Genomic DNA, 19,882 nt, shown 5'->3' on the forward strand with positions numbered 1-19,882 from the left:
TGGGCTTGGATTCCTAAAAGAAGCATCCGCTGCGCGCCTTTGACGCGAGCCACTGAGGAGAATAAGTAGTGTCACAACCCAGAACACGGGCTGCCAAGACGGCAAGCCGCACCTGGCCGCAGAAGGCGATGGGGGGATTCCTCCTCCTCGTCATGGTGGTCTATGCCCTCATCTTTTTCACCGGGGATCGCCACGCCACCCCCAAGCTCGGCATTGACCTTCAGGGTGGAACGCGCGTGACCCTGGTGCCCCAGGGCGATGAGCCCACCCAGGAGCAGCTGGCGCAGGCCCGCACGATCATGGAGAATCGCGTCAACGGCATGGGCGTGAGCGGTGCCTCGGTGATTACCGACGGCAACACGCTGGTGATCACCGTGCCGGGCGAGGATACCTCGCAGGCTCGCGCGCTGGGCCAGACCTCCAAGCTGCTCTTCCGCCCGGTGGCTCAGGGTGGTAACCCCGACCTCAAGGCCTATCCCGAGGCGGTGCGGGACATGGCTAACCGCTGGGTGGAATACGGCGTGGTCTCCAAGGAGGATGCCACCGCCGCCATCGAGGAGATGGTGGGCAACATCAACTCTGCCCTTCCGGAGGGCGAGGAGGAGACCAAGGCCCCGGAGGTCACGGCCACCGCTAAGCCGGAGCCGGCCAACTCCATCGAGGCCACCGAGCGCCGCCAGGAACTCACGGAGATGCTGCGCAAGGATCGGCAATCCGAGGATCCCACCACGCAGCTGGCGGCAAGCACCCTGCTGAACTGCGATGATTCCATCGACCCGCTTCAGGGCACCGATGACCCCGCCAAGCCCCTGGTTACCTGCGACCCCAGCGCGGGGGGTGCGGGGGCGTCGGGAGTGATCCTTCTCGATCCCGCCCCGGTGCTGGAGGGCCCGGCGGGGGAGGACGGCACCCGTCTTTCCGGCGCGCAGATTGATACCGGCCAGCAGATCTTTGGTGGCTATGATTCCCAGCAGGGGCAGATGGTGATTAACTTTGCCTTTGCCAGCGGCGGCGGATCGGAGACCTGGGCCAAGCTCACCTCGGAGTATAAGGGTCGGCAGGTGGCCATCACCCTGGATTCCCAGGTGATCTCCGCCCCGGTGATTCAGTCTGCCACCCCGGTGGGCGAAGCCACCTCGATCACGGGTAACTTCACCCAAGAGGAGGCCCAGACCCTGGCCAATAACCTCCGCTATGGAGCGCTGCCGCTCTCCTTTGCGGGCGAGAACGGCGAGTCCGGCGGCACCACGGAGACCATTCCGGCCTCCCTGGGTGAGGCCTCCCTGAAGGCCGGCCTGATCGCGGGCATCGTGGGCATGGTGGCGATTACCATCTTCGTCTTTGCGTACTACCGCCTTTACGGCCTGATCTCCCTGTTCACGCTGCTGTGCTCGGGAATCGTGGTGTACGGGGCGTTGGTGCTGCTGGGTCGCTGGGTGGATTATTCCCTGGATCTCTCCGGCATCGCCGGTTTGATCATCGGCCTGGGTGCCACGGCGGACTCCTTCGTGGTGATCTACGAGCGCATCAAGGATGAGGTGCGGGAGGGCCACACCTTCCGTTCCGCCACCCACCGTGGTTGGGATCGCGCCAAGCGCACGGTGATTACCGGCAACATGGTCACGCTGATCGGCTCCGTGGTCATTTACTTCCTGGCCGTGGGTGAGGTCAAGGGCTTTGCCTTTACCCTCGGCATGACCACCGTCTTTGACCTGGTGGTGACCTTCCTGGTCACCGCCCCGTTGATGAAGCTCGCCGCAGATAAGCCGTTCTGGTCCAAGCCCGCCGTCAACGGCATGGGCAAGGTCTTTGCGCTGGCGCAGGCGCGCCGTCAAGCGGACGCTGCCGGTGCCCCCGGGACCGCTGCGGTGGCGCAACCCACCGCCACTCCGGCCGATTCCACCGCTGTTGCGGCTTCCGAGCTTCCTGAGGCTCCCGAGGAGAAACGATGACCACCATCGACACCACAGTTCCCAGGATGAACTTCTTTGATCGGCTCTACACGGGTGAGGGCGGCATCGACTTCATCAGCCGCTCCCGCCTGTGGTATTGGATCACCGCGGCTTTGGTCGCGTTGAGCATAGCGGCGGTGGGCCTGCGCGGCTTTGATATGAGCATTGACTTTGAGGGCGGCACCAAGATGAGCCTCCCCGCCGCGGAGTTGAGCACCGAGGAGGTCACGCAGACCTTTGAGGAGGCTACCGGCGTGACCCCGGAGCTCACGCAGGTGGTGGGCTCCGGCTCCACCGCCACCCTGGAAATTAATTCCCAGCGCCTCAGCGAGGATCAGATCCAGCAGGCACGCCTGGCGCTCTTTGAGGCCTACCAACCCAAGGACGCCGCAGGTAAGGCTACCCCTGATGCGGTGGGTGATTCCACGGTGTCCGAATCCTGGGGTTCCACCATCACCAAGCGCATGCTGATCTCGATGGTGGTGTTCCTGGTGCTGGCCTTCGTGTACATCGCCGCCCGCCTCAAGCGGGAGATGGCGGCCGCCGCGATGATCGCGCTCATTATTGACGCCGTGGTGATCGCCGGTATTTATGCTCTCTTTGGCTTTGAGGTTTCGCCCGCGGCCATCATCGGCCTGCTCACGGTGCTCTCCTTTTCCATCTATGACACGGTGATTGTGTTTGACAAGGTGCGGGAAAACACGGCCGGGATCATGGGGTCGCGCACCCAAACGTACGGCGAGGCCGCCAACGCCGCCGTGAACCAGACGGTGATGCGTTCCATCTCCACCTCCGTGATCTCCGCCTTGCCCATCGTGGCGCTCATGGTGGTGGCGGTGTGGATGCTGGGGGTGGGCGACCTGAAGGATCTGGCGCTCATTCAGCTCATCGGCGTGATCGAGGGTGTGTTCTCCTCGATCTTCCTGGCCACCCCCATCCTGGTGAGCATCGCCAACCGCACCGAGGAGGTGCGCCGCCATAACGAGGAGGTGGAGCGGTACCGGGCCAGTAACCCCGGCGCTGCCGCCTCGGTGTCCGCGCGCGCCTCCCTGGAGGGGGAGACCACGCACACCGCAGGGCAGGGCGCGCGCGTGGTGCGCTTTCCGAACGCCGCCGAGGCGGAGGGCCGTAACGTGACCTGGCGGCCGTAGTACTTGTGAGTGCATAGGGGAGCGGGGCACCGAAGGGGTGGCCCTCGCGGGTAGTGGTGTGGGCCCGGCCGGGGCGGCAGGATAAACTCGGGGGGCGTTATCCCCTCGCGGTCTTGCGGCTGCGATCTCCGGTCGGTTGCTGGTTCCTGTGCCGCACTCCCGGCGCCGGGCGGCGTATCCTGACCCACTGTGGTGGCGCTCCCGCGTGGCGGTGAGGTGACCGGAGGCCAAGGCGGCGACCGGGAGTGAGGCGGCGCGCTCGCAGGGGAGAGATAGAAAGTGTTCGCCGGTAGGCGGAGAAAGGTTCGAGGGACGGCAACTATGCGCATAGCCCGGCAGACGGCAACTCGGCTCGTGGGCGGCTTCGTCGCTGCGGCAATGGCTTGGGGGCTTGCGGCCTGCGCGGATAAGGCGGAGGAGGCCGCCCCGGAGGATTCCACCCTGGACTACCCGGGCTACTTGGTGTCCACCCCGTTGCTGACGTCCAATGCGGGCAGCAGCCTGGGGGCCTCTACTAATGCCCAGGTGTTGTCCGGGCGTGTGTATCCCGGGGTGTACACGCCGGGGCCCTCCGGCCAGATGATCCCCAATACGGACTTGGCCACGGCGCAGGTGCTCCCGGGGGAAAACCGCCAGGTGGTGTACACCATCGCGGAGGATGCGAGGTTTTCCGACGGGGTGGAGATTACCTGCACGGATTTCTTTTTGACGTACAAGGCGGGGGAGATGTCCGAGCTTTTTGGCTCCTATCTTCCGCTCATGGAGCAGGTGCAAAACCTGGAGTGTACGCCGGGGGCCAAGACCTTCACGGTGGTGTTTGAGCAGAAGATGGGGGGCCGCTGGCGTAATCTCTTTGGGCCGGGGGAGGTGCTGCCCGCTCATTCCATCGCCCGCAAGGCCGGCATGTCTCAGCAGCAACTCACCAGCGCCCTGGTGAATAATGACCGCGCCGCCCTGGTGGATCTGGTGCGGGTGTGGCGCGAGGGCTATAACCTCGGTGATCCCGGTTCCTTTGACCCGGACTTGCAGGTCTCCGCCGGCCCGTACCGCATTGAGAAGGTGGGGGATCGCGGTGAGGTGGTGCTGGCGCGTAATGATTCTTATTACGGAGACCCCGCGAGCCTGGAACGTCTGACCGTGTGGCCGGGCACGAGCGATGTTCAGGAACTGAGCGGGCAGACCAGGATCCGCGTGGCCGATGTGAGCAACGGCGCTAGTCACGAGATAGGGGGTGCCGCCGAGGGCGAGGAGGCCGATCCGCACGAGGTGTACTCCGAGGCCGGGGCGCTCACGGATACGTTGCTGCTGGGCAGCGATGGGCTCTTTGCCACCAAGGAGGCCCGGGGGCAGTTTGCCGCCTGCGTGGATCAGGCGGCGGTGGCCCAGGCCTCTTCCCAGGCCAGCGGGGTGGAGGTGCCGCCCACGGCGGCGCACGTGGTGGGGGCCACCGACCCCGTGCGCCATCAGCTGGCCGATATTGCCGATCTGCACCTGGGCGTGGACGTCGGTATCGCGGAGGCGCTGCGCGGGAGCACCGTGCGCATTGGCTATATGGGCCCGGATCAGCGCAAGGCGGACATGGTGGAGGCCATTCGCGTCTCCTGCGAGCCCGCCGGGATCGCGGTGGTGGACGCCTCGGCCGAGGGCGGCGATCTGGGGTCGCTGGCGGGCACGGCAGCCCCCGGCACCGAGACGATGGACGCGGTACTGCGCGCCGTCGATCCGTCCGCCGAGTACGGGGAGATGGAGCTGGAAAACACCGAGACCCCCGCGCTGCGCAACGCGGAGCGCCAGCTGTGGGAGGAGGTGACGGCCATTCCGCTCGCGGCGCAGCCCCGCACCTTTGTGATAGACCCCACGGTGAGTAACGTAAACGTGTACACCGGGCTCACCGGCATTGGCTGGAACCTGGATCGCTGGCAGATGAGTAAGGATTAAGCGTGGCTACACCGCAATTCCCCGAGGCCGTGGCGGCGTTAGATCGCACCATGCGGTATGTGAAGGATTTTCCCGAGCCGGGGGTGATCTTTCAGGATCTCACCCCGGCCTTGGCGGACGCGCGGGCCTTCCATGAGATCGTGGTGGCTCTGGCGCGGGTGGCCCGCGAGTACGGGGCGGAACTCATCGGCGGGCTCGACGCCCGGGGCTTCCTCCTGGGCTCCGCGGTGGCCTATGAGCTGGGCCTGGGTGTGGTGGCGATCAGGAAGAAGGGGAAGCTGCCTCCGCCGGTGGTAAGGGAGGAGTACGCCCTCGAATACGGCAAGGCCTGCCTGGAGGTTCCCGCCGAGGGCATGGATCTGGCGGTGCGCAGGGTGGTGCTTATCGACGACGTCCTGGCCACCGGGGGCACGCTCGTGGCGGCAGGTTCCCTGCTGGAACGGGTGGGGGCCGTGGTGGCCGGGCATGCCGTGGTGCTGGAGGTTCCGGGCCTGGGCGGGCGGGAAAAACTGGGGGATGGCCCGTTGACCGTTGTCTATCCCCCGAATCCCGAGGATCGTTGAGCGCATGACCCAGGAACGCCCCAATAAGCCCCGAGCCGCCGTGGGAATGCGTGGCATGTCCGCACGCCTGGCCCGCAGCCTCACCGGGAACCGCACCAAGGTCAATCCGGTGCTGGATCCACTGCTGAGCATTCACCGGCAGTTTCACCCCAAGGCGGACGGGGAACTGCTGGATCGCGCCTACGCCACCGCGGAGCGGCTGCACGAGGGCGTGTACCGCAAATCCGGGGAGCCCTATATTACGCACCCGCTGGCGGTGGCCACCATCGCCGCGGAGATGGGCATGGATACCACCACCCTGGTGGCCGCGCTGCTGCATGACACGGTGGAGGACACCGAGTACAGCCTGGAGGACCTCACCGGAGACTTTGGCGAGGAGGTGGCCCGGCTGGTGGACGGGGTGACCAAGCTCGACAAGGTGGCCCTGGGCGCGGCGGCGGAGGCGGAAACGATCCGCAAGATGATCGTGGCGATGTCTCAGGATCCCCGCGTGCTGGTGATTAAGGTGGCCGATCGCCTGCACAACATGAGAACCATGCGCTTTCTCCCCCCGGAAAAGCAGGCCAAGAAGGCCAAGCAGACGCTTGACGTGATCGCCCCCCTGGCGCACCGCCTGGGCATGGCCAGCGTGAAGTGGGAATTGGAGGATCTTTCCTTCGCCATTCTTTATCCCAAGAAGTATGACGAGATCGTGCGGTTGGTGGCAGACCGTGCTCCGCAGCGCGATCGCGCCCTGACGGAGATCAAGGGGCAGTTAGAGGAGGCGCTGCGGGAGAATAACATCGAGGCGGAGGTGATGGGCCGCCCGAAGCATTACTGGTCTATTTACCAGAAGATGATCGTGCGCGGCCATAGCTTCGATGAGATCTTTGACCTGGTGGGCGTGCGGGTGCTGGTGGATAACGTGCACAACTGCTACGCCGCCATCGGCGTGGTGCACGCGCTTTTTTCCGCCATGCCGGGAAGGTTCAAAGACTATATCTCCGCCCCGCGCTTTGGGGTGTATCAGTCCCTGCACACCACCGTGATGACCAACTCCGGGCGTCCCCTGGAAGTACAGGTGCGCACCCATGAGATGCACTACAACGCGGAGTTCGGCATCGCCGCTCACTGGCGCTACAAGGAGACCAAGGGTTCCCACAAGGGGGATCAGGCCGAGGTGGATCAGATGGCGTGGATGCGCCAACTCCTGGATTGGCAGAAGGAGGCAGCCGACCCCAACGAGTTCCTCGATTCCCTGCGCTATGACCTCACCACCAAGCAAATCTTTGCCTTCACCCCCAAGGGGGACGTGGTGAACCTTCCGGTGGATTCCACCCCCATCGACTTCGCCTACGCGGTGCACACGGAGGTGGGGCACCGCTGCATTGGGGCCAAGATCAACGGCAAGTTGGTGGCCCTGGAGACCAAGCTCAAGTCCGGCGATCGCGTGGAGATCTTCACCTCTAAGGATGAAAACGCCGGCCCCTCGCGGGACTGGCAGGACTTTGTGGTTTCCGGCCGGGCCAAGGCGAAGATCCGCCAGTGGTTCAGCAAGGAACGGCGCGAGGAGCACCTGGAGGCCGGGCGCGATGCCCTGGCCGCCGAGGTGCAGCGCGGCGGCCTGCCCCTGCACCGGCTTTTTACCGCCCAGTCCATGAAGACGGTGGCGGCGGAGCTGCACTACCCGGACGTGGATGCGCTCTATACCGCCATCGGCGCGGGAACGATCTCCGCGCAGCAGGTGGCGCACCGCCTCATGGCGGTGTTTGGGGATCAGGAGGCCGCCGAGGACGAGCTGGTGAACCGCACCCCCTTCTCCGAGATCATCAACGCCAAGCCCACGGCCACGGCGGATAACTCGGGAATCCTGGTGGAGGGCAGCCCGGACGTGATGGCCAAGCTGGCCAAGTGCTGCCAGCCGGTGCCCGGTGACGATATCTTTGGGTTTGTTACCCGCGGCGGCGGGGTGTCGGTGCACCGCACCGACTGCACCAACGCGGAAAAATTGCGGGCGGAGACGCAGCGGCTCATCACCGTGGCCTGGGCCGGGGAGCAGAAGGGCTCGGTGTTTAGCGCCACCTTGCAGGTGGAGGCGCTGGATCGGGAGGGGCTGCTCATGGAACTCACCCGTTCCATTACCGAGCAGAAGCTTTCCGTGATGGCCATGAATTCCCAGGCCGCCGAGGATCACATTGCCACCATTCGGTTTACCTTTGCGGTATCGGATACTAAGCAATTAGGGGCGCTTATTACCACGCTGCGCAATACCGAGGGCGTTTTTGATGTGTATCGGGTGACCAATTAGGGCAGAAAAAATCCCCGCCGCCCGGCGGGGATTATCTGCTCTTAGGAGACCGTGGCGCTGGTGATCCTGACCTCCTCGGCCGGGGTGCCGTCGTTCGGGGTTGCGCCAGCCGTAATGCCCTTCTCCGCGATCTTATCCAGGGTCTCTAGGCCCTTGTCGCTGATCTGCCCGAAGTAGGTATAAGCGGGCGGGAGCGGGGAGTCCTGATAGTTCAGGAAGAACTGGGAGCCGTTGGTATCCGGGCCGGAGTTGGCCATGGCCAGGGAGCCACGCGGGTAGGTCACGCGCGCTTCCTCGCCCTCGGGGGAATCCGTGGGGTATTCGTCGGCAAAGCTAAAGCCGGGGCCGCCGGCGCCGGTGCCGGAGGGGTCGCCGCATTGCAGCACGTAAATACCATCGTTGGTCATGCGGTGGCACACGGTGTCGTCATAGTACTTTTCCTTGGCCAGGTGCGTGATGGCGTTCACGGTGCAGGGGGACACGGAGCGATCCAGTTCTAGGCCGATCTCTCCCTGGCTGGTGTTCAGCGTCACCGTGGCGGTGCCGGTGGTGGGCACGTCCTTGGTCTGCGGCTTGCTCACCTGCTTGGCGGCCTCGCCGGAGTCCGGGTACTCGCAGGTTACCGTCTTGTCCAGCGGGGTTTCGCGGGACATAGCCAGAATCTCCGGGGTGGGTAGTTCGTCCACGCTGGTATCGGTGGAGCCCTCGGCGGAGGTATCGCCGCCGTCGCGGGTGGCGGCGTAGACGATGCCGCCCACCAGAACCAGGATCGCCACGGCGGCCATGAGCACCACCATGAGCGGCTTGGTCTTTTCGGCGCGATCGCGGCCGCGCAGGGCCCGGTCAAGTTGCTGGAGGGCCTCTTGGCCTCGCTGTTCGTTATTCATCCCGGTGTATGACCTCGGATTCCTCGGTTAGGGGTACTGGGTATCTGTCATATTGTAGCGTTGGGGCATGGAGATTCTCACGCTCACCTGCGGCCCCCTACAAACCAACTGCTACCTGGCCCTGGGAGAGGCGGAGGCCACGGTGATCGACCCGGGCCTGGGCGCGGCTGCGCTGGTGCGCCGAGAGATGGAGGGGGCGGAGGTTCCGGTCACCTCCATCGTGCTCACCCACGGGCACATCGACCATATTCGAGACGCGGGCGAACTCTCGGCGGAGTTCGGGGTGCCCGTGCGCGTTCACCCCGCTGACGAGCACATGCTGGACCGCGGCCCGCTGCTGCGGGAGCTTTTCGACGTCGCCTCGATGGTGCCCATCCGGGACGTCGATAAGCTGGGCGAGGCGGTGCGCATCGCCGGGGAGGAACACCAAGTAGTGCCCGCGCCCGGTCACTCGCCCGGCAGCGTGCTCCTGGTGGGGGAGCAGGTGTGCTGGAGCGGGGACGTGCTTTTTTGCGGCGGAATCGGGCGCACCGACCTGCCGGGCTCCGATCCCGAGGCCATGCTGAACACCCTGCGTGGGCCGGTGGCCGACCTGCCCGCGCACCTGCGCGTGCTGCCGGGTCACGGCGCGGAGACCACCGTGAGCCACGAGCGGGCCACCAACCCCCACCTGCTGCGCCTGGGAAGCTAAAGTATGGAGGGTGAGCGAGAAGAAAAAGTACCAAGCCCATAAGGCCCCCAAGGGCGTGCCCGATTACGTTCCCCCGGCCTCGGCCGGATTCGTGCGGGTGCGCGATACCTTTGTGCAGCAGGCCCGCACCGCCGGGTTCGAGCACATCGAGCTGCCGGTCTTTGAGGAGACGGAACTTTTTGCCCGGGGCGTGGGCGAGTCCACGGACGTGGTGACCAAGGAGATGTACACCTTCGAGGATCGTGGCGGCCGCTCGGTGAGCCTGCGGCCCGAGGGCACCGCCGGGGTGATGCGCGCGGTGATCGAGCACCACCTAGATCGCGGACAACTCCCCGCCAAGCTCTGCTACGCCGGGCCCTTCTTCCGCTATGAGCGCCCCCAGGCGGGACGCTACCGCCAATTACAGCAGGTGGGCGTGGAGGCCATCGGCGTGGACGATCCGGCGCTTGACGCCGAGGTCATCGCCCTGGCCGATCGCAGCTACCGCGCCCTGGGGCTGAGCGGCTTCCGCCTAGAAATCACCAGCCTGGGCGATGCCACCTGCCGCCCCCAATATAGGGAGAAACTTCAGCAATTCCTCTTTAAACTGCCCCTCGATGAGGAAACCCGCCGCCGCGCGGAGATCAACCCCCTGCGCGTGCTCGACGACAAGCGCCCCGAGGTGCGTGAGATGGTAGACAACGCCCCGCTCATGCTCGATCACCTTTCCGCCGAGAGCCGCGAGCACTTTGAGACCGTCACCGGGTTGCTCGATGACATGGGCGTGGAATACGTGGTGAACCCGCGCCTGGTACGCGGCCTGGACTATTACACCAAGACCTGCTTCGAGTTCGTCCACGATGGCTTAGGGGCGCAGTCCGGCATCGGCGGCGGTGGGCGTTACGACGGCCTGCTGGCCCAACTGGGCGGCCAAGACCTCTCGGGCATTGGGTACGGGCTGGGCGTGGATCGTACCGTGCTGGCCCTGGAGGCCGAGGGGATCGACCTGGGTGCTCCGCGCGTGGAGGTCTACGGCGTGGCCTTGGGGGCTGCGGCTAAGCGAGTGATGGCGCGGGTGATAAACGATCTGCGCGTGGCCGGGGTGCGGGCGGACATGGCCTATGGGGATCGCGGGTTGAAGGGCGCGATGAAGGGAGCCGATCGGGCCGGAGCGAAGGTGGCCCTGGTGCTGGGAGATCAGGAGATCGAGGCCGGAACCGTGGCGGTGAAGAACCTGGCCGCGCACGATCAACGAGAGGTGGCGCTGGAATCCGTGGTGGGGGTGGTGAACGAGGTGCTGGGGGAGTAGGTTTTCGGGGCTCGTGAGTGCGAGGCGGTGCCTGGTGGCACCGCCTTTTTGCGTGTTTTTTGGGGGCGGTGCGTAGGGTGCGGGGCTGTGCGGTGCCCAACACAGTGGTTATTGGTGCGGGTGATGAAAATAAATATGTGAAAATCCTTTACTTCTGGTGCTCATGTGATTACTGTTGCTCGACATAGTAATCATGGATCACGCCAGATGGAGGTTGTGAGGATGAAAACATGGAAGATCGCGTGCATGGGTATCACGGGCGTGCTCACCGCGATGAGTGCCGGGGCGGTTCATGCCGCACCCGTGGTGGACGTGTTGCCCTGGCCCGTGGCTCCCTTTGGCGGTGAGAAAGCCCTGGAAAACCGCTACGTGGAAAAGACCACCGATGACGGTTGGGTGCTCCACGCGGAGAAGAAGGACGAGGTTATCAACGTGGCCCCGCCACTGGACTCGGCGGCCACCACCGGAGAGAGCTTCGGCAGCCTCAAAGCCAAGGTATGGATCACCGGGCAGGGGGAACCGGAGCTGCGCGGCGCGGTTTTTGAGGCCGGATACCAGGTGGGTTGTGGCGTGGATATTTCCACGGGCGTGGAGCCGGAACCGTGGGTGTTGCCCCGCGAGTGAGCGGCGGCGTGGAGGGCGGACCCAGCGTTTCTGGTGTTATCGAGGGTGGTCCTAGCGTTTCCGGCGGCGTGGAGGGCGGCCCGAATGTGGGGGTCGGCGGGGAGACTGGGCCGAGCGTATCGGTGAACCTTCCGGAGGGAAATATTCAGGTAGGAGCGGATGGAAAGGTAAAAACCGAAGCGGGTGCGGACGCCACGGCCAAGGTTGAGGGTGGAGCCGACGCCACCGGCAAATTGGAAGCGGGCGCGGACGCCACCGGCAAACTCGAAGGCGGCGTAGACGGCAAGGCGGAGGTTTCGCCCGCCATCAAGGGCCACTTGCAGCCCGGCAAGATTACCAACGTGGCGTTGGTTTCTATGCCGATTGATAAGGAGTACAAGCGCGCCGCCGGTGGTTTTACCGGCGCTCATCTTCAGGTCAACGGGTGTGCTGGGCCGGTGACGGTGCGTTCCTACGTGACGATCTCCACGGTCAGCCCCACCTCCATTGATGCCGTGAACGTGTACGGCGATCCGCAGCGCATTAGGTAAGGGAGAGCGACGATGACTCAGCACGAGCGCAGCGAATACCCCATCGAAGTGGCCAAGGCCACCGCGCAGAAACCACAGCGCACGCCGATATGGATTCCCATCGTCAATTTGTGCCTGGGCGTGGCGATGATGATCGCCACCCTGACGTGGTCGCAGTACCTCGACAAGCCCATCGAGGAACACGGATACGTGCAGGTGATGTTCTTCTACGTGGTTCTCATGATTATTGGCGGCGGACTGATGGTGTCAGGTTTTACCACGCTTTGGGGTCGGGCGACGGCCAAGTAGAGGAGGCATTGATGAGAAAGCAGATGGAGCGCGCACCATGGCGTGGCGTCATTCTCCTTGCTGTAGGTGCTGGCTTGACCCTGGGAACACCATACGCTCAGGCGGAGACCCCGGAGGAACGCTGCGCACGGGAAACGGCAGCTCATAATGCCACGATGGAGGCACTATGGCGGGCCTCCCACCCGGGGCAGGAGCCTGGGCCGGGTGCCTGGCCTCCCTATGTGTGCGTAGGTGGGCCGAGTGGCCCGGACAATGGCAGCCAACAGAACGTCAACCCGCCTGTGGCCGAACAACCGGGAACAAACGGGGCTACTGGCCAGGAGGATTCCGGGCCTATGTACGGGCGCGAGCACCGCTGGGATGACGGGGCGAATCAAGGGCATCAACGCACGCATCGCTGGGAGGAGGGCACAACCGGGCACGAGCGGACTCACCGTTGGGACGATTCCGCGCACACCCCCTCGCAGTATGAGCAAGATATGCGTCTGGGGCCGTTGAGTGAATCGCGCACGGGAGGAGTCCAACCGGGAAACACGGGGCCTGACGGCCTTTCCGCCGCGGATAGCGCTCGCTCCAATGTCCCCACCATTCCCCTCTGGGAGGAGGAAATACGCGGTGATGATGGTCAATCGCGCACGGTGCAGGTAGCCGATATTGGTAATGGCACGCAGGCCGTGGTGGGCGAGGACGGCCGCGCCACCGGGGAGGTGGTGCGGCCGAACCCGGTAACAGGGGAAAAGATCGTGGAGGTGCAGGAGGGTCTGCGCGGCAGGGTGCTGAACCCGGAACCAGAGAACGCCGCCGAGGAAAGCGCTGCTCCGCAGGAAACTGAAGCCGCTGCGCCTGGATCGATTCCCAAGGTCTCGCAGCAGAATGATCCGGCGGCGGAACCCGAGGCTGAGGAAGAGACGAACGAGCTTCCAGTAGCTCCGCTGGGCGCAATCGGCGCGGCTATCGGTGGCATAGGTGTGCTGGAACGACGCCGCCGCAACCGCTCCTGGCAGGGAGACCTGGACTGGGGCAATGGCCGGGAGCAATCCCTGATTCTATTAGAGGGCCCGGAATCTCCCCGCGAGTACCGCTATGATCTTGAGGTTCCTCCGGGTGGGCGAGTGGTGGAAAATCTCGACGGTTCCGTGGACGTGCTCGACGCCCAGGGTAATGTGACGAAACACGTCAAAGCTCCGTGGGCCTATGACGCACTGGGAAGGGAAGTACCCACATACTTTGAGGTAGACCCGGAGACCGGGGAACTTGTACAGGTGGTGGATCCGGAGCGTACTACGGCTCTGCCGATCCTGGCTGATCCGGATAAGTATGATGCCACCAAGCCCGCCAGTGATAATCCCGCTAAAAACCCGGAAAACATGAGCAAGAATCCGGTGACCGGGCAACGCTCCTGGGAACTAAGCGATGGGAGGATCGTCACGGAGCACCCCCGCCAAGATGGTTCCGGACGCACGGACTGGACTCTGACGAATAAAGAGGGAACCAAACAAGAATCCCTCTCCCAGGTTCAGTGGGACGAGGACGGCAGCCCCACGAACCTCAAGACGATCAACAACTCGGCGGTGGATCTACCCCAGCAAGACCGCCAGGACTGGGCAAACCGCACGGGAACCAGCAAAGGCTCCAACATTGATAACCACCCGTTCAACAACGGCGATGGTACCTTCTCCGACCCCACGCAGGGGACGACGGTTCCCGGATACTACAACCGTGAATTGGATAAGCGCTCCTTTGCCGATGGAAACGGTGGCTACATCACCGAGCACCCCAACGGTAATGGCACCTCGGACTGGACGCACAACAACACCGAAGGACAGCAAGAGGCCGTTGCTTCCTTGGAATGGAAGGACGAGGGTGGGCTAGAACAAGCCCAGATGATCGATAATACGCTGGTGGAATCGCCTCCCGAGACGGGGGAGAACGACCAGACCTGGTACAACGGTACGGTCACCCAAGACCCTTATGACGGCATGTTCCAGGACGAGCAGGGGCGCTGGCACGACGGTGCGAAAAACGTTGAGGGTGCGGATACTCCTGTGTATCGGATGGATGATGGGACGGTGTTGTATGGGAAAGAAGATATTTTCAATCACACCGATTGGGTACAGGAAAAGCGGAATGGTGACCGATCTGTAGTTCGAGAATTAGATTGGGATGGTAATGGGGACCCAGAAGTAGTTAAACAGGACCCGTACCTTACAAGAGATGAATATGTTGATAAATATGGAGAAGTGAAGGGCCCCTCCCTTGGAGGAACTGATATAGCAGGCGGTATTTATGACTTTGGGACAGGAACCCCTCTAGCCTTTTCTGAAGTAGAAGCAAAACGAGTCACTAAAAAAATCTCTGAAAAAGGAGCAGAAAAAGCAGGAAGATCGGTTGATGATGTAGCGCGAATTGCGGGACTTAGCAGCCATGTATTTGGAGGTGCTGGTGTTGCTGCTGGAGCCTTGATGGATATTGAAGATGACATGGACCCAACTGAAGCGTGGGTATCTAACGGAGTTGGAGGCGCCGCTAGTCTTGGTGCAGGAGCATTGGCAGCGGGAGGGTTAGCGTTGCTACCTTTCGCGGTTCCCGCAGCAGCAACAATTTTCGTTCCAATTGCTGCTTCATATATTGTCGGAGCGGTAACAACTAAAGGCATTCAATACTTATGGAATGAAAATGATAAAAAATAAGCATAGATCGAATTGGATTGGCCTGACCGTAATCCTACTTACCCTTGTATTTTCCATTTTCTTAATATGTATTATGGGATCATTGCTAGAGGGAGGGGATGTGTATCTTTTTGGCCTTTCGGTATCTGTGTTAATCTCGGCGCTATGTGCAATGTTTATATTTTCTGGACTATTTTTTAATGAAATGATTGGAGGATTGTTGTTTCACAGGACTCATATGTACCCATTCCAGGGTCTAACATATTATCCGTGGGTAGGGCTAGTTTTTTCCTTTCATTGTTTTCGGGATGCCTTTTCATTTGGCTAGCCTCTTGGGGGAATGGTAAAAATATACGAAGTCTTATTTTTCTCATTATATCCGCATCGATACTTTTTTGGATTGTGAAAGTTGTTATCTTGAACCCTGACAGGGGGCGGGGGAATGTGTTCCTATCGAAAGATTGCATACAGTTGAACTTTTCTAAAAAATTCTTTCTGATACCTGGAACAATGGAAATAGTTGATAGTTGTAATAGTTGGGGGGTGGATGAATTTATAATCAGGGGAGAGTGGGAAGTGGAAGAAAAAAGTATTTTCAGGCCAAGTGTTACCCGTCGAGAAGAAAGAGACATCCGTATGACCCCCTACTGCTTCGGAAATTCCAATATGGAATATATTAAAAGTATAATAAAAGGGGGAATTCTAGAAAGAGAAAATTCTATATAACTTATCTGCTATCTGGCAGGAAATTTGTTGAGGTGCAGTGTGGGGTATTAAGATTTTTATCTATTCTATTCCTGGGGTTCTATGTACTGAGGTTTATTCATAGGTTTTTAGAGAGTGGTAGAACATAAGCCCGACAATGATGGTCACAATATCCTCGAACAAGGGCAGCCGCCCGCGGTAGCGGGTCTTTAATACCCGCCAGGATTTCACCTTCGCGATCGTGCGCTCCACTGTGGAGCGGATTGTTCCGTGGCTGCGGTTATAAGCCCGATCGTGAGCATCCAAGGATTATCCTGGTGGTTTCTTCATCGGGGTAATAAACCCTAGACCGATGTAGCCTTTATCTGCCATGATCCTCATGTTGTGGGTGTGGGTGATAAAACCCGAGGCACGCAAGGCTGCCGTGTCGTGCATGCTTCCTGGTTGTGGGTTGGAGGTCCAGACGAGGTGTCCGTCCACATCGCAGGCGATTTGGAGGTTGTAGCCGGTGGTGTGATGCTTCCCGGAGTATAAGTCTTTCCGGGTGTGGGTGTTGGTGCAGGTAATTAAGGCGCCATCGACGATGAGGAACCCATAAGTATCCATGATGTCATTCCAGGTGGGGATCCACACACTGACCAGATGGGCCAGCAGGGGAACATCGTGGGTAAGGATACGGGAGACGGTTGGCTGGGAGATGTCGAAGGTAACAGCGAGGGCTTGTTGGGTGCGGTTTTCCCTCATGTAGTCCAACACGAGAAGCAGGCGGGCTTTTACGGTCAGTGTCCGGGTGCCTACCCTGTCATCTGCTTCGTCAAGGAGATATGCGAGTTCTACTTCGAGGGCTGTTAGGTGCCAGGCGGTAAGCGGTAGGATACTTTTAAAGTTGGGTGTTGTTGTTTGTTTATTGCTCACACTTTAATCAAATCAGCAACACCCCCTTGTTTTGCGTGTGACACGCGGGGAAGTGAGGGAATCATTTGGGTAGAATACTACCTCATGGATAAACCTCAATATGTCCGATAATGCCCACCGCTTCCTACATTCTTTACGGGGATGCTGTGGAATTTCTGGATGATATTGCCGTGTTTCTATTTTTCTTTTCATTTTTGTATACTTATCTTTCCTCGGATATTCGGTTGGATACTTGTTAAGACTATCCGGTCGAGACCTGGGGAAGGGATCGTCATAAAATTATTTCCTCAGAGTCGGCTCATTGTTTTTACTATCTTTAGTTGTAGGGATGATGTATATTTTGGGCGATATCTATGCGGGAAATGGATTTGATATTGGATTGCTTTCGCCTACTTATCCTTATATAGGATTGGAGATTGTGGATATTGTTGGCTTCACTGGATTTGGTATTATATACTGCCATGTGAAGTGAGATTCATTTTCTGTTAAGCCATTCAATAATTACAGCTTAATTCCAGTTGCTGTCAATTTGATGGAAAATAACAAGGCTCTATTCGTTAAAACATTTAAGCTTAAGGGTAAGTGGGAGGTGGGGAAGGGAAAGTTCTTATCCTATAAAAAGCATGGCGTGGTTGAAGGGTTTACTGGTTGGGTTATTAATCCTATCGTGTATGGTCCGTTGGGGCATGAAGGAGTTGTTGGATTGATAAGGGCTGGAAGGTTGCTTTCGGGTGGGTAGATGTCACGGTAGAAAATTTTGAATGGAGGACCTCATGTAGATAGAAAACGTCCCCGTTGTGGGTATGGCCGTAAACAATCCAACGGATTGGACTACCCTTGCCATATTTGGATTAACATTCCTGCTTTTCGTGCCCCCTTGGCTGGCGTATGGAAACCCATTAAAGCTATCCAAATCGGTCAGGCGTGCCATTCTCCTCTTGGGTGCACCCACAGTGTTTGCGTTCGGTATATGGGTGCTGCCCTTACACCGGAAGATAATATTGATACCGTGGATCTCAGTGAATACCTGAATACGCTTGATGCTCTCTATCGGCTTGAGGGGATTGAGGCGGAAACCGGTGGGGCGGTGGTTGATCTTCCCTATAGCGGCCGCTCAAAAACCTATTCTTTTACTTTCAGCGCCTCTCCCAGAGGAGAGGAGGAGGGGTGCAAAGGAACCGTTCGGTTTGAGCGGAGGAATGTACGCAGTGATCGGACCAAAAATGTGTATGCCTCGGTGTGGGCGGCCTGCCCCAGTGATGGTGATCGGGGCCGGTGGATTTTACAGCACGCCCCCTAGCACTCCGTAAAGCTCACCGGCAGTCCCAGGGTCACGGCCAGGCCTCCGGCGGCGGTTTCCTTGTATTTGGTGAGCATGTCGCGCCCCGTCTCGGCCATGGTGCTTACCACCTCGTCTAGGCTCACCCGGTGGGTTCCGTTGCCCAGCTTGGCCAGGCGGGCGGCGTTGATGGATTTTACGGCTCCGATGGCGTTGCGTTCGATGCAGGGGATCTGCACGAGTCCGCCCACGGGGTCGCAGGTAAGCCCGAGGTTGTGTTCCAGACCGATCTCCGCCGCGCAGGTCACCTGTTGGGGGGTGCCGCTGAGGACGGCGCAGAGTCCGGCGGCTGCCATGGCGGAGGCGGAGCCTACCTCGCCCTGGCAGCCCACCTCGGCTCCGGAGATGGAGGCGTTTTCCTTGATGATCGCCCCCACGGCCCCGGCGCTGAGCAGGAATTCTCTGGCCTTGGTGGCGGTGAAGTCATCGAGGAAGTCCCGTGCGTAGTGCATCACGGCGGGGATGATCCCGGCGGCGCCGTTGGTGGGGGCGGTGATCACGCGCCCGCCGGCGGCGTTTTCTTCATTGACGGCCAGGGCGTAGAGGTTGGACCATTCCATTGCGCCGAATCCGGCGGCGTTCTTTTCTTGTTCCTGGAGTAGGTGTTCGTAGACCTCGGGGGCGCGGCGTACCACGGAGAGCCCGCCGGGGAGGATGCCTCGGGTGGAGATGCCTGCGGTGACGCATTGGCGCATGGTGCGCCATACGTGGTCGAGGTGCTCGTTGACCACGGCGATGTCGCCGTGCAGGGCCTCCTCGTTGGCGGCCATGACCTCCGCCACGCTTTTTCCGCTGGCCTGGCACTGGGTGAGGAGTTCCTCGGCGGTGTTAAAGGGGTAGGGCACGGGGGTTTCGGTGGCCTGGGTGGATGCCCCGGAGCCAAGGCCGCCCTCGCTGTCGATCTGTTCGCGTAGTTCCGCGCCGGTGAGGATGAAGCCGCCGCCCACGGAGTAGTAGTCCTGGGTGAGCAGGGGCTGTCCGTGGGTGTCCAGGGCGGTGAAGATCATGCCGTTGGGGTGGAGTTCCAGGGCCACGGGGTTGAAGTCGATCTCGTAGGGGTAGGTGCCTGCGGGCCCGGTGGCGGTGCCTACTACGGCCACGGCTTCCCCGGGGGCGGGGGAGACGTCGGAGGGAACCGTGACGGGGTCGTACCCGGCGAGGCCGAGGATCACGGCGCGGTCGGTGCCGTGGCCGCGCCCGGTGGCGGCCAGGGAGCCGCGCAGTTCCACGCGAATGGTGGCGGGGGCGTCGTCAAGCCTTCGCGTGAACGCGAGGGCGGCGCGCATGGGGCCGACGGTGTGGGAGGAGGAGGGGCCAATGCCGATGCTGAAGAGATCGACAACGCTAATGGTCATGGAGAACCCTTCAAATCAGGTTGAGGTCACAGATCCTCCACGACGTTACATGGTTACCGTCGCATGTGTGGCTTAGGCCCCACTGTGCTGGCCGAGCAATCCGAGGAAGGATTCCTCGGGAGCGGACTGGGTGGGCACGGCCCCGGCTACGGCCTGGGCGAGTTCCCCTCCGGCCTTCTCGATGCGCTTGGTCAGCGCCCCGGAGTGGCTGCCGCCGAAGTCCTCCGTGGCGGCAAAGATACCGGTGGGCATGATGGTGGCGCGCAGGTAACTAAACAGGGGCCGCAGGGAATAATCCAGCACGAGGGAGTGGCGGGGAGAGCCTGCCGTGGCGGCGATCACGGTGGGTTTGCCCACGATGGCCTGGGTATCCAGGGTGTCGAAGAACATCTTGAACAGCCCCGAGTAGCTGGCCTTGAACACGGGGGTGACCACGATGAGCCCATCGGCCCCCGTTACCTGCTCGATGGCCTCTTGCAGGGCGGGGGTGAGCAGGCCGCCGCTGGTCATCGCCCCGGCGAGGTCGGAGGCGAGGTCGCGCAGTTCGATGGTGATGAGTTGCACCTCGTGGCCCGCGTGGCCCAATTGCTTGGAGGTGGCCTGGGCAATCTGCTCCGCTATTAGCCGGGTGGTGGACGGAGTGGACAGTCCTGCGGTAATGGCGGTGAGTGTGTACATGGTGTGCTTCTCCTCAATGGCG

16 protein-coding genes and 1 pseudogene are annotated in these 19,882 nt (G+C 61.3%); 13 read left to right on the forward strand and 4 right to left on the reverse strand.

The annotated features are described in order from the left end of the window. The first annotated feature begins 128 nt into the window (after positions 1-128). From secD to Cocul_RS02945, 5 genes are all read left to right on the forward strand, one after another. Positions 129-1,952 carry a protein translocase subunit SecD gene (gene secD, locus Cocul_RS02925; protein ID WP_082422123.1) on the forward strand — a complete coding sequence of 608 codons (1,824 nt, stop codon included), beginning with the start codon at positions 129-131 and terminating at the stop codon, positions 1,950-1,952. After that, a complete protein-coding gene (gene secF / locus Cocul_RS02930; protein ID WP_055121790.1) occupies positions 1,949-3,103 on the forward strand; it encodes a protein translocase subunit SecF in 1,155 nt (384 codons plus the stop codon). The genes secD and secF overlap by 4 nt, the downstream gene beginning before the upstream one ends. Before the next feature lie 321 nt (positions 3,104-3,424). Further along, positions 3,425-5,041 carry an ABC transporter substrate-binding protein gene (locus Cocul_RS02935; RefSeq protein ID WP_055121791.1) on the forward strand — a complete coding sequence of 539 codons (1,617 nt, stop codon included), beginning with the start codon at positions 3,425-3,427 and terminating at the stop codon, positions 5,039-5,041. A gap of 2 nt (positions 5,042-5,043) precedes the next feature. Then, positions 5,044-5,604, forward strand: a complete 561-nt coding sequence (locus Cocul_RS02940) for an adenine phosphoribosyltransferase (RefSeq protein ID WP_055121792.1) — start codon at positions 5,044-5,046, stop codon at positions 5,602-5,604. Between the two features lie 4 nt (positions 5,605-5,608). Further along, positions 5,609-7,891, forward strand: a complete 2,283-nt coding sequence (locus Cocul_RS02945; protein WP_055121793.1) for a RelA/SpoT family protein — start codon at positions 5,609-5,611, stop codon at positions 7,889-7,891. A 41-nt stretch (positions 7,892-7,932) separates the two neighbouring features. Here Cocul_RS02945 and Cocul_RS02950 read toward each other — a convergent pair whose 3' ends face one another. Beyond that, positions 7,933-8,778, reverse strand: a complete 846-nt coding sequence (locus Cocul_RS02950) for a peptidylprolyl isomerase (protein ID WP_055121794.1) — start codon at positions 8,776-8,778, stop codon at positions 7,933-7,935. Positions 8,779-8,845: 67 nt separating this feature from the next. Here Cocul_RS02950 and Cocul_RS02955 point away from each other — a divergent pair, with 67 nt between their 5' ends. The 7 genes from Cocul_RS02955 to Cocul_RS12215 all read left to right on the forward strand — a co-directional run bounded on the left by Cocul_RS02955 (position 8,846) and on the right by Cocul_RS12215 (position 15,594). Beyond that, the gene (locus Cocul_RS02955; RefSeq protein WP_055121795.1) at positions 8,846-9,469 is read left to right on the forward strand and encodes an MBL fold metallo-hydrolase; all 624 of its coding nucleotides are present in this window, start codon (positions 8,846-8,848) and stop codon (positions 9,467-9,469) included. A gap of 10 nt (positions 9,470-9,479) precedes the next feature. Continuing rightward, the gene (hisS, locus tag Cocul_RS02960) at positions 9,480-10,757 is read left to right on the forward strand and encodes a histidine--tRNA ligase (protein WP_055121796.1); all 1,278 of its coding nucleotides are present in this window, start codon (positions 9,480-9,482) and stop codon (positions 10,755-10,757) included. Between the two features lie 222 nt (positions 10,758-10,979). Beyond that, positions 10,980-11,381: an MspA family porin gene (locus Cocul_RS12755; RefSeq protein WP_281176038.1), complete on the forward strand. Its 402-nt coding sequence runs from the start codon at positions 10,980-10,982 to the stop codon at positions 11,379-11,381. After that, the gene (locus Cocul_RS12760; RefSeq protein ID WP_281176039.1) at positions 11,360-11,911 is read left to right on the forward strand and encodes an MspA family porin; all 552 of its coding nucleotides are present in this window, start codon (positions 11,360-11,362) and stop codon (positions 11,909-11,911) included. Before Cocul_RS12755 ends, Cocul_RS12760 begins: the two co-directional genes overlap by 22 nt. A 12-nt stretch (positions 11,912-11,923) precedes the next feature. Next, positions 11,924-12,199 carry a hypothetical protein gene (locus Cocul_RS02975; RefSeq protein WP_055121799.1) on the forward strand — a complete coding sequence of 92 codons (276 nt, stop codon included), beginning with the start codon at positions 11,924-11,926 and terminating at the stop codon, positions 12,197-12,199. A 479-nt stretch (positions 12,200-12,678) separates the two neighbouring features. Continuing rightward, a complete protein-coding gene (locus Cocul_RS12210; protein ID WP_150114321.1) occupies positions 12,679-14,889 on the forward strand; it encodes a hypothetical protein in 2,211 nt (736 codons plus the stop codon). A 381-nt stretch (positions 14,890-15,270) separates the two neighbouring features. Next, complete coding sequence (locus Cocul_RS12215) at positions 15,271-15,594, forward strand: hypothetical protein (protein ID WP_150114322.1); 324 nt, start codon at positions 15,271-15,273, stop codon at positions 15,592-15,594. A 93-nt stretch (positions 15,595-15,687) separates the two neighbouring features. Here the strand turns inward: Cocul_RS12215 and Cocul_RS12765 are convergent. Next, positions 15,688-16,488 (reverse strand): annotated as a pseudogene (locus Cocul_RS12765) (transposase). A 532-nt stretch (positions 16,489-17,020) separates the two neighbouring features. Between Cocul_RS12765 and Cocul_RS12220 the strand changes: the two are divergent. After that, entirely contained in the window at positions 17,021-17,227 is a 207-nt protein-coding gene (locus Cocul_RS12220) for a hypothetical protein (RefSeq protein WP_150114324.1), read from the forward strand. Between the two features lie 557 nt (positions 17,228-17,784). Here Cocul_RS12220 and Cocul_RS03000 read toward each other — a convergent pair. Continuing rightward, a complete protein-coding gene (locus Cocul_RS03000; RefSeq protein ID WP_055121804.1) occupies positions 17,785-19,182 on the reverse strand; it encodes an L-serine ammonia-lyase in 1,398 nt (465 codons plus the stop codon). 72 nt (positions 19,183-19,254) lie between these two features. After that, positions 19,255-19,860 (reverse strand): FMN reductase, encoded by a 606-nt coding sequence (locus Cocul_RS03005; RefSeq protein ID WP_055121805.1) that lies wholly within the window; start codon positions 19,858-19,860, stop codon positions 19,255-19,257. Positions 19,861-19,882 lie beyond the last annotated feature (22 nt).

This window comes from Corynebacterium oculi (assembly GCF_001412105.1).
Lineage (GTDB): Bacteria > Actinomycetota > Actinomycetes > Mycobacteriales > Mycobacteriaceae > Corynebacterium > Corynebacterium oculi.